Below are 10,495 nucleotides of genomic sequence, written 5' to 3'. Positions count from 1 at the left end.
GCGGGGGGGGGGGGGGCCGGGCGGGGGGGGGGGCGGGGGGGGGGGCCGGGGGGGGGGGGGCGGGGGGGGTTGGCGGGGGGGGGGGGGCGGGGATGGGGGGGCCGCGCCGGGGCCCCCGGGGCCCGGCCCCCCTTTCCCATGGCTTCGCGTCGGCGATCTTTCACATGGCTTCGCGTCGGCGATCCGCCCGCGCTCAGAACTCCTGGTCGCGGGTCGTGGCGGCCGCTGCCTCGGCGGCGGCCTTGCGCTCCTTCTCGGCCCGCTCCTCCGCCTCCATCTCGGCGAAGACATCGATGGGCGGCGGCGCCTTGGCCAGGAAGACCCAGGTCAGGTAGACCGCGAGCAGGAACGGCGGGATCTTCAGGGCGACCAGGACCCAGCCGAACTGGGTGGTGTCGGCCCACCAGTACAGCGGGAAGAGGATCGCGCACTTGGCGAGAAGGATCAGCCCCCAGGCGTAGCTGGCCTTGGCGTACGCCTTCTTGCGGCCCGGGTTGCGGGTGCGCCAGGAGAGGTTCTCCTTGAACACCGGTCCCAGGATCAGGCCGATCAGCGGCATCCCGGCGAGCGTGGTGATCAGATAGGCGAGGGCCAGGCCGAGCGTGTAGAGCATGCCCGGCAGGTAGAAGTCCTTGGCGTTGCCCGTGATCCTGGCGAAGACCACACCGAAGGCCACGCCGAAGACGCCGCTGAAGGCGTGCTTGACGGTGTCCTTGCGGATCAGCCGTACGACGACCAGCACCAGGGAGACCGCCAGGGCCGCGACGGCCGAGGCGGTCAGGTTCTTGTTGATCGTGAAGACGGTGACGAAGAGCAGTCCGGGAACGACCGTCTCCACCATGCCCCGGACACCGCCGAACGCCTCGAAGAGCGCTGCTTCGGTGACCGCCTTCGCGTCGGCGTCCTCCTGGTCGGTGCGGGTCGTGCGGTCCGTTTCGGACGTCGGCTTGTCGAGAGACGTCACCGGCTACTCCTTGCCGAGCGGTCGGAGTTCGTAAATGGGGTTGAACAGCACCCGCCGCCCGTGGCTCATGGCGATGCGCCCGGAGACGATGAGCCGACGGCCCGGCTCTATGCCCACGATGGAGCGACGGCCCAGCCAGACGATGTCGAGCGGCGCGGTCCCGTCGAAGAGCTCGGCCTCCAGGGCCGGCACTCCGGCGCGCGGCCGCAGGGTGACGGTCCGCAAGGTACCAGTCACCTTCACGATCTGGCGGTCGGCGCAGTCGGAGATCCGGGAGCACCCGGAAGCATGCGTGTCCTCCTGCAGCTCCTCGGACTCCAGGTCCTCCTGGGAGCTGGACAGCCGGTCGAGCATCCGGCGGAAGCGGCCGGACGGCTTCTCCGCCCTGCCCGGCCGGTCGGATCGTGGAACAGCACTCATACCCGAAGGGTACCGGTCCCCGCTGCTCCGGGCGGGTGTCCCCGGTCTCACCCGCAACCCCGCACGGAGCTCACACGGAGCTCCCCCGAATCTCACTCGAACGAGTGAGCAGAGCAGGGCTGGTGGGGCCCGGCCCGGGGCGTCTCCCCCGGACCCCCGCCGCCCCGTTCAGCCGCGCTCGAAGCGGTAGCCCATGCCCGGCTCGGTCACGAAGTGCCGGGGGTGCGAGGGGTCGGTCTCCAGCTTGCGCCGGAGCTGGGCCATGTAGACCCGCAGGTAGTTGGTCTCGGTGCCGTACGAGGGTCCCCAGACCTCCTGGAGGAGCTGCTTCTGGCTGACCAGTCGGCCGCTGTTGCGGACCAGTACCTCCAGCAGGTGCCACTCGGTGGGGGTGAGCCGTACGTCCCGCCCGTCGCGGTGGACCTTCTTCGCCGCCAGGTCGACGGTGAACCCCTCGGTCTCGACGACCACGACGTCGTCGGTGCCCTGCTGCCCGACGGGCTCGGCGCGGCGGACCGCGGCGCGCAGCCGGGCCAGCAGCTCGTCCATGCCGAACGGCTTGGTGACGTAGTCGTCGGCCCCGGCGTCCAGGGCCTCGACCTTCTCGTCCGAGGTGTGGCGGGCGGAGAGCACCAGGATCGGCACCCGGGTCCAGCCGCGCAGCCCCTTGATCACCTCGACGCCGTCCATGTCCGGCAGCCCGAGGTCGAGGATGACGACGTCGGGGTGGCGGGCGGCGGCGAGCTGGAGGGCGGTCGCGCCGTCGGGCGCCGCGTCCACCTCGTACTTGCGCGCCTTCAGGTTGATCACGAGGGCGCGTACGATCTGCGGCTCGTCGTCGACCACAAGCACCCTGGTCATGGGGGCCCTGCCTTTCTGCTGTACGGCGATCTCCCGGGCATTCCGGTGATCATGGTGAGGGTGGGGTGACCCACGCGGTCACGGGACGACCTGTTCGGACGGGTCGGGACCGACCGGAACGTATCCCGGCGCCGCCCTGAGGGTCAGCACCATGGTGAGGCCGCCGCCCGGGGTGTCCTCGGCGTCCAGCGTGCCGCCCATGGACTCGACGAAGCCGCGCGCCACCGCGAGCCCCAGCCCGACGCCCGCGCCGCGCGGGGCGTCCCCGTAGCGCTGGAAGGGCTCGAAGATGCGTTCCTTGGCCTCGTCGGGCACGCCGGGGCCCCGGTCGGCCACCCGCAGCTCGACGCGTTCGCCGAGCGCGCTCGCGGCGACGGTGACGCGCTCGGCGTGACGGCTGTACTTCACGGCGTTCTCGACGATGTTGGCGACGGCCCGCTCCAGCAGCCCGGGGTCGACCGCGACCATCGGCAGGGTCTCGGGGATGTCCAGGTCGACGCTGTCCTCCGGTACGCCGCCGAGCGCCATCGGGACCACCTCGTCGAGGTCGATCTCGCGGATCAGCGGGGTGACCGTGCCGGTCTGGAGCCGGGACATGTCGAGGAGGTTGCCGACGAGGTGGTCGAGGCGGTCGGCGCCGTTCTCGATGCCCTCCAGCAGCTCGGCCTGGTCCTCCTCGGACCAGGCCACGTCGTCGGAGCGCAGGGAGCTCACCGCGGCCTTGATCGCGGCGAGCGGGGTGCGCAGGTCGTGGCTGACGGCGGCGAGGAGCGCGGTCCTGATCCGGTTGCCCTCCGCGAGGCGGCGGGCCTCCTCCGCCTCGCCGACCAGGCGCTGGCGGTCCAGTACGACGGCGGCCTGCGCGGCGAAGGCGCCCAGCACCCGGCGGTCCTCGGCGGGCAGCACCCGCCCCGAGAGCGCCAGCGCCATGTGGTCGCCGACCGGCATGTCCACGTCCGCGTCCTCCGGCCGGGCCACCGGCGCCGGCCCGACACTGCCCGCGCAGGTCCACGGGTCCACGTCGCTGCGCCGCTCCAGCAGGGCGACGGATTCCATGCCGAAGGTCTCGCGGACCCGTTCCAGGAGCGCGTCCAGCGTCGTCTCGCCGCGCAGCACGCTGCCGGCCAGGAACGAGAGGATCTCCGACTCGGCGCGCAGCCGGGCCGCCTGATGGGTGCGGCGGGCCGCCAGGTCGACCACCGAGGCGACCGATACCGCCACCGCGAAGAAGATCACGATGGCGACGAAGTTCTCCGGGTCCTGCACGGTCAGGGTGTGGGTGGGCGGGGTGAACCAGTAGTTCAGCAGCATCGAGCCGACCGCGGCCGACGCCAGGGCGGGCAGCAGCCCGCCGAGCAGCGCGGCCGCCACCGTCAGGAAGAGGAAGAGCAGGACGTCGTTGGCGAGTCCGGGGCCGCTGTCCACGCAGGCGAGGAGCAGGGTGAGCAGGGCCGGGCCGCCGACGCCGACCACCCAGCCCCAGATGATCCGCGCCCGGCCGAGCCGGGCGCCGCGCGCGATGGGCAGGCCGCGTCCCTTGGCGACCTCCTCGTGGGTGACGATGTGGACGTCGAGGTCGGGGCCGGACTCCCGGGCGACGGTGGCGCCCACGCCGGGCCCGTAGATGTACTGCCAGGCCTTGCGGCGGCTGGAGCCGAGGACGATCTGGGTGGCGTTCACGCCACGGGCGAACTCCAGGAGCGCGGAGGGTATGTCGTCGCCGATGACGTGGTGGAACGTGCCGCCGAGGTCCTCGACCAGGGTGCGCTGGACGGTCAGTTCCTTGGGCGAGGCGGAGGTCAGGCCGTCGCTGCGGGCGATGTAGACGGCGAGGATCTCGCTGCCCGAGCCCTTGGCCGCCATCCGGGCCGCGCGGCGGATGAGCGTACGGCCCTCGGGGCCGCCGGTGAGGCCGACGACGATGCGTTCGCGGGCCTGCCAGGTGGTGCGGATGTTGTGCTCGCCGCGGTACTGCTGGAGGTACTCGTCGACCCGGTCGGCCACCCAGAGGAGGGCCAGCTCGCGCAGGGCGGTCAGGTTGCCGGGGCGGAAGTAGTTGGAGAGCGAGGCGTCGATCCGGTCCGGCTTGTAGATGTTGCCGTGGGCCATCCGGCGGCGCAGCGCCTGGGGCGACATGTCGACCAGTTCGATCTGGTCGGCCCGGCGGACGACCTCGTCGGGGACGGTCTCGCGCTGCCGGACGCCGGTTATGGACTCGACGACGTCGCCGAGGGACTCCAGGTGCTGGATGTTGACGGTGGAGATCACGTCGATCCCGGCCTGGAGCAGCTCCTCCACGTCCTGCCAGCGCTTGGCGTTGCGGGAGCCCGGCACGTTGGTGTGGGCCAGCTCGTCCACCAGGGCGACGGCGGGGGCGCGCTCCAGCACGGCGTCGACGTCCATCTCGGTGAAGACCGCCGAGCGGTACTCGATCTCGCTGCGCCGGATCTGCTCCAGGCCGTGCAGCATGACCTCGGTGCGGGGCCGGTCGTGGTGCTCGACGAAGGCGACGACGCAGTCGGTGCCCCGCTCCACCCGCCGATGGGCCTCGGCGAGCATCGCGTACGTCTTGCCGACGCCGGGTGCCGCCCCCAGGTAGATCCGAAGCTTGCCGCGTGCCATGGCCCCATTGTCTTCTCTTGAACCGGCCGCGTCCGATGCGGCGGCCGCTTCGAAGCTACCCCTCCGAGCGGGGACGGGGCGGACGAGGGCGGGGTGGAGGGACCGAATTGACAGGATTCTGACGCCCGGGGCGGCGCGCCGGGGTTCCGGCGGGGCCGTCCGTGGTCACCCGTGGTCGACGATGTTCCCGTCGCGCAGCTCCAGGACCCGGTCCGCCAGCCCGAGCAGCTGGCTGTCGTGCGTGGCCACCAGCGCGGTGACGTTCTCGCTGCGCACCACCGCCCGCAGCAGCTCCATCACCGCGAGCCCGGTCTCCGCGTCGAGCTGGCCGGTCGGCTCGTCGGCGATCAGCAGGGCGGGCCGGTTGGCCAGGGCGCGGGCGATGGCGACGCGCTGCTGCTGGCCGCCGGAGAGCTCTCCGGGGCGCTGGGCGGCGTGGTCGGCGAGGCCCACCAGGGCGAGCAGCAGCGCCACCCGCTCCTCGCGTTCGCGCGGATCCGCCCTGCGCAGCCGCAGGGGTACGCCGACGTTCTCCGCCGCGGTCAGGATCGGGATCAGGCCGAACGACTGGAAGATGAAGCCGACCCGCTCCCGGCGCAGCTCCAGGAGCCCGTCCTCGCCCAGCCCGGCGAGGTCCGTGCCGTCGATGGTGATCCGGCCGGCGTCGGCGGTGTCGAGCCCGCCGAGGAGGTTGAGCAGGGTGGTCTTGCCCGAGCCGGAGCGCCCCTTGAGCGCCACCAGCTCGCCGCGCGGCACCTCGAAGGAGACCCCGCGCAGCGCGTGCACCGCGCCCGGCCCGGAGCCGTACGAGCGGCGCAGGTCCTCGACCCGCACCATCGGGCCGTCGGCCGGTCCTCCGGCGAGCGCGGTGCCGCCCTGGCCCTCGGTGCCCGTCCGGGCGGTGCTCTCGGTCATGTCTCTCCCCCGTACGTGATCGATCCCGTGGACCGACAGTATGGGTAATGCGCCCAGGTCGGGACAACGGCCGTGCCCCGCGTACCGCGGGGGAGCGCGGTGCGCGGGGCACGGGGCGGGGCCGTCAGCTCCGGCCGGTCAGCTCCCTCAGCCCGACGTTCAGCCGGAGGACGTTGACCGTGGGCTCGCCGACGAAGCCGAGGATCCGGCTGTCGGTGTGCTGGGCGACGAGCTTCTCCACCCGGTCGACGGGCAGGTGGTTGCGCTCGGCGACCCGGCGGACCTGGAGCTGGGCGTACGCCGGGGAGATGGCCGGGTCGAGGCCGGAGCCGGAGGAGGTGACCGCGTCGGGCGGCACCTGCGAGGGCTTCACCGGGTGGCCGGGGACGGAGTTGTCCTTCACCACGGCGGCCTTGGCGGCGGTGACCCAGTCGATCAGCTCCTTGTTGTCCGCGGAGCGGTTGGTCGCGCCGGAGAGGAGCAGCTTGTACTGGGTGTTGACGGTGTTGGTGCCCAGCCCGTTGGAGGGGCGGGGCTGGAACCACTTGAGGTCCGGCGCGGGGGTCTGCTGCCCCTTCTTCAGCGGCAGGTCGTAGCGCTGGCCGATGAGTTCGGAGCCGACGACTCGGCCGTTCTCGGCGATCTCGGAGCCGTTGGCCCGACCGGGGAGGATCCCCTGGGCCACCCCGGTGACGGCCAGCGGGTAGAGCACGCCGCAGACGACGGTGAGGACGAGCAGGGCGCGCAGCCCGGCCCAGAGCAGCCGGGTCGTGTTCGCTACGGAGTTGTTCATGGCGGGTCAGCCGTTTCCTGGTGTCAGTGCAGACCGGGTATGAGGGAGATGACCATGTCGATGATCTTGATGCCGATGAACGGGGCGATCAGGCCGCCGAGCCCGTACAGCCCGAGGTTCCGCCGGAGCATCGAGTCGGCGCTGCTGGGCCGGTAGCGCACGCCCTTCAGGGCGAGCGGCACCAGGGCGACGATGATCAGCGCGTTGAAGACGACCGCCGACAGGATCGCAGACTGCGGCGAGGACAGCTGCATGATGTTCAGCTTCGCCAGGCCCGGGTAGACCGCGGCGAACATGGCCGGGATGATCGCGAAGTACTTCGCGACGTCGTTGGCGATCGAGAACGTCGTCAGCGCGCCCCGGGTGATGAGCAGCTGCTTGCCGATCTCGACGATCTCGATCAGCTTGGTGGGGTTGGAGTCGAGGTCCACCATGTTCCCGGCCTCCTTGGCGGCCGAGGTGCCGGTGTTCATGGCCACGCCGACGTCGGCCTGGGCGAGCGCCGGGGCGTCGTTGGTGCCGTCGCCGGTCATCGCGACGAGCTTGCCGCCCGCCTGCTCCCGCTTGATGAGGGCCATCTTGTCCTCGGGGGTGGCCTCGGCGAGGAAGTCGTCGACGCCGGCCTCCTCGGCGATGGCCTTCGCGGTCAGCGGGTTGTCGCCGGTGATCATGACCGTGCGGATGCCCATCCGGCGCAGCTCGTCGAACCGCTCCCGCATGCCCTCCTTGACGACGTCCTTGAGGTGGACGACGCCGAGGACGCGGGCGCCGTGCCCGTCCTCCAGGGCGACCAGCAGCGGGGTACCGCCGGCCTGGGCGATGGTGTCGGTGAGCGCCGCCACGTCCCGCGGGACCGTGCCGCCGCGTTCCTTCACCCAGGCGGTGACCGATCCGGCGGCACCCTTGCGGATCTTCCGTCCGTCCACGTCGACGCCGGACATCCGGGTCTGCGCGGTGAAGGCCACCCACTGGGCGCCGGCCAGTTCGCCCTGGTGGCGCTCGCGCAGCCGGTACTCCTCCTTGGCGAGGACGACGATCGAGCGGCCCTCGGGCGTCTCGTCGGCCAGCGAGGAGAGCTGGGCGGCGTCCGCCAGCTCGGCCTCGGTGGTGCCCGTCACCGGGACGAACGCGGCGGCCTGCCGGTTGCCGAGCGTGATGGTGCCGGTCTTGTCGAGCAGCAGGGTCGACACGTCCCCGGCGGCCTCGACCGCCCGCCCCGACATCGCGAGCACATTGCGCTGCACCAGGCGGTCCATCCCGGCGATGCCGATGGCGGAGAGCAGCGCCCCGATGGTCGTCGGGATGAGGCAGACCAGCAGCGCGGTCAGCACGATCATCGACTGCCCCTGCCCGGCGTAGAGCGCGAAGGGCTGGAGGGTGACGACGGCGAGCAGGAAGACGATGGTGAGCGAGGCGAGCAGGATGTTCAGCGCGATCTCGTTGGGCGTCTTCTGCCGGGCGGCGCCCTCGACCAGGGCGATCATCCGGTCGATGAAGGTCTCGCCCGGCCTCGTGGTGATCTTGACGACGATCCGGTCGGAGAGCACCTTCGTCCCGCCGGTGACGGCGCTGCGGTCGCCGCCGGACTCCCGGATGACCGGAGCGGACTCGCCGGTGATCGCGGACTCGTCGACGCTGGCGACGCCCTCGACGACGTCCCCGTCGCCGGGGATGATGTCGCCCGCCTCGCAGACCACCAGGTCGCCGACGCGCAGTTCGGTGCCGGGTACGTGCTCCTCGTCGCGGCCGGACAGCCGCCGTGCGACGGTGTCGGTCTTGGCCCGGCGCAGCGTGTCGGCCTGGGCCTTGCCGCGTCCCTCGGCGACCGCCTCGGCCAGGTTGGCGAAGATCGTGGTCAGCCAGAGCCAGGCCGCGATCGCCCAGCCGAACCACTCCCCCGGGTGCAGGCAGGCCAGCACGGTCGTGAGGACCGAGCCGATCAGCACCACGAACATCACCGGGGACCTGACCATCGACCGGGGGTCGAGTTTGCGGACGGCGTCGGGGAAGGACCGGATCAGCTGCTTGGGGTCGAACAGCCCGGCGCCGACGCGTCCTTCGTCCTGGTGGCCGGCGGGCGCGTCCTGGTGAGGCGCCCGGGTGGGGGTGACAGTGGACATCGAGTCCTCTTGCTCGGTACGAGTGGTCATGACGCCAGTCCTTCGGCCAGCGGGCCCAGGGCCAGGGCCGGGAAGAAGGTCAGCCCGGTGATGATCAGGATCGTGCCGACCAGCAGTCCGCTGAAGAGCGGCTTGTGCGTGGCCAGCGTGCCCGCGGTGGCCGGTACGGGCCTCTGCTCGGCGAGCGAGCCGGCCAGGGCGAGGACGAACACCATCGGCAGGAACCGGCCGAGCAGCATCGCCAGACCGATCGTGGTGTTGAACCACTGGGTGTCGGCGTTGAGCCCGGCGAACGCCGAACCGTTGTTGTTCGCGCCCGAGGTGTAGGCGTAGAGGATCTCGGAGAATCCGTGCGCGCCGGTGTTGGTCATGGAGTGCGGCGGGGTGGGCAGGGCCATCGCCAGGGCGGTGAAGCAGAGCACCAGCGCCGGGGTGATCAGGATGTAGCAGGCCGCGAGCTTGATCTCGCGGGTGCCGATCTTCTTGCCGAGGTACTCGGGCGTACGGCCGACCATCAGTCCGGCGAGGAACACGGCGATGATCGCCATGACGAGGATGCCGTAGAGGCCGGAGCCGACGCCGCCGGGCGCGATCTCGCCGAGCTGCATGTCCAGCATCGTGAGCCCGCCGCCGAAGCCGGTGTACGAGTCGTGGAAGGAGTTCACCGCGCCGGTGGAGGTGAGGGTGGTGGCGACCGCGAAGAGCGACGATCCGGCGATCCCGAACCGGGTCTCCTTGCCCTCCATCGCCCCGCCCGCGATCTGGTACGCGGGCCCGTGGTGGGCGAACTCGGTCCACATCATCAGCGCGGTGGCGCCGATCCAGATGACGCCCATCGCGGCGAGGAGCGCGTACCCCTGCTTGAGCGAGCCGACCATCCGGCCGAAGGTCCGCGTCAGCGCGAACGGGATGACCAGGATCAGGAAGATCTCGAACAGGTTGGACAGCCCGTTGGGGTTCTCGAAGGGGTGGGCCGAGTTGGCGTTGAAGTAGCCGCCGCCGTTGGTGCCCAGTTCCTTGATGGCCTCCTGGGAGGCGACGGCGCCGCCGTTCCACTGCTGCGAGCCGCCCAGGAACTGCCCGACCTCGTGGATGCCGGCGAAGTTCTGGATCACCCCGCAGGCCACCAGCACCACCGCGCCGAGCGCGGCGATCGGCAGCAGGACGCGGACGGTGCCGCGCACCAGGTCGGCCCAGAAGTTGCCGAGCTCACCGGTACGGGACCGGGCGAAGCCGCGGACCAGGGCCACCGCGACGGCCATGCCGACGGCGGCCGAGACGAAGTTCTGCACCGCGAGGCCGCCGGTCTGGACGACGTGGCCCATGGCCTGTTCGCCGGAGTACGACTGCCAGTTGGTGTTGGCGACGAAGGACGCCGCGGTGTTGAACGCCTGGTCCGGGTCGATCGAGGAGAAGCCGAGCGAACCGGGCAGGGCGCCCTGGAGCCGCTGGAGCAGGTAGAGGAAGAGGACACCCACCACGGAGAAGGCGAGCACCGCGCGGAGATAGGCGGGCCAGCGCATCCCGGTGTTCGGATGGGCGCCGATGGCCCGGTAGATCCACTTCTCGACGCGGAGGTGCTTCGTCGAGGAGTAGACACCGGCCATGTAGTCGCCGAGCGGTCGGTACACCAGCCCCAGCGCCACGACGAGCGCGAGCAGCTGGAGCACACCGGCGAGGACGGGACTCATATCGCGCTCAGAACCTCTCCGGGTAGAGAAGGGCGAGGACGAGGTAGCCCAGCAGGGCGACGGCCACGACCAGGCCGACCATGTTCTCGGCGGTCACAGCTTCGCCACC

At 71.5% G+C, this 10,495-nt stretch carries 9 protein-coding genes; all 9 read right to left on the bottom strand.

Translation table 11 applies throughout. The annotated features are described in order from the left end of the window. Positions 1 to 193: 193 nt before the first annotated feature. Complete coding sequence (locus tag ACF08W_RS28605) at positions 194 to 964, bottom strand: DUF3159 domain-containing protein (RefSeq protein WP_385205490.1); 771 nt, start codon at positions 962 to 964, stop codon at positions 194 to 196. Between the two features lie 3 nt (positions 965 to 967). Continuing rightward, a complete protein-coding gene (locus ACF08W_RS28600) occupies positions 968 to 1,384 on the bottom strand; it encodes an OB-fold nucleic acid binding domain-containing protein (protein ID WP_385205488.1) in 417 nt (138 codons plus the stop codon). Between the two features lie 168 nt (positions 1,385 to 1,552). Next, the gene (locus ACF08W_RS28595) at positions 1,553 to 2,245 is read right to left on the bottom strand and encodes a response regulator (protein WP_352273220.1); all 693 of its coding nucleotides are present in this window, start codon (positions 2,243 to 2,245) and stop codon (positions 1,553 to 1,555) included. Positions 2,246 to 2,323: 78 nt separating this feature from the next. Then, on the bottom strand, positions 2,324 to 4,867 hold the full coding sequence (locus ACF08W_RS28590; protein ID WP_385205485.1) for an ATP-binding protein: 2,544 nt from the start codon (positions 4,865 to 4,867) through the stop codon (positions 2,324 to 2,326). Between the two features lie 165 nt (positions 4,868 to 5,032). Next, positions 5,033 to 5,782, bottom strand: coding sequence for an ABC transporter ATP-binding protein (locus tag ACF08W_RS28585; RefSeq protein ID WP_352273222.1), 750 nt, complete (start codon positions 5,780 to 5,782; stop codon positions 5,033 to 5,035). Positions 5,783 to 5,906: 124 nt separating this feature from the next. Then, positions 5,907 to 6,575, bottom strand: a complete 669-nt coding sequence (locus ACF08W_RS28580; protein WP_392280969.1) for a potassium-transporting ATPase subunit C — start codon at positions 6,573 to 6,575, stop codon at positions 5,907 to 5,909. 23 nt (positions 6,576 to 6,598) lie between these two features. Beyond that, complete coding sequence (kdpB, locus tag ACF08W_RS28575) at positions 6,599 to 8,725, bottom strand: potassium-transporting ATPase subunit KdpB (protein ID WP_385205479.1); 2,127 nt, start codon at positions 8,723 to 8,725, stop codon at positions 6,599 to 6,601. Beyond that, positions 8,722 to 10,386 (bottom strand): potassium-transporting ATPase subunit KdpA, encoded by a 1,665-nt coding sequence (kdpA, locus tag ACF08W_RS28570; RefSeq protein ID WP_385205476.1) that lies wholly within the window; start codon positions 10,384 to 10,386, stop codon positions 8,722 to 8,724. Before kdpA ends, kdpB begins: the two co-directional genes overlap by 4 nt. A gap of 7 nt (positions 10,387 to 10,393) precedes the next feature. After that, complete coding sequence (kdpF, locus tag ACF08W_RS28565) at positions 10,394 to 10,483, bottom strand: K(+)-transporting ATPase subunit F (RefSeq protein WP_352273226.1); 90 nt, start codon at positions 10,481 to 10,483, stop codon at positions 10,394 to 10,396. Positions 10,484 to 10,495: the final 12 nt, after the last annotated feature.

The organism is Streptomyces sp. NPDC015144 (assembly GCF_043079735.1).
Classification (GTDB): Bacteria; Actinomycetota; Actinomycetes; order Streptomycetales; family Streptomycetaceae; genus Streptomyces.
This window is presented reverse-complemented; position numbering and strand designations above follow the sequence as displayed.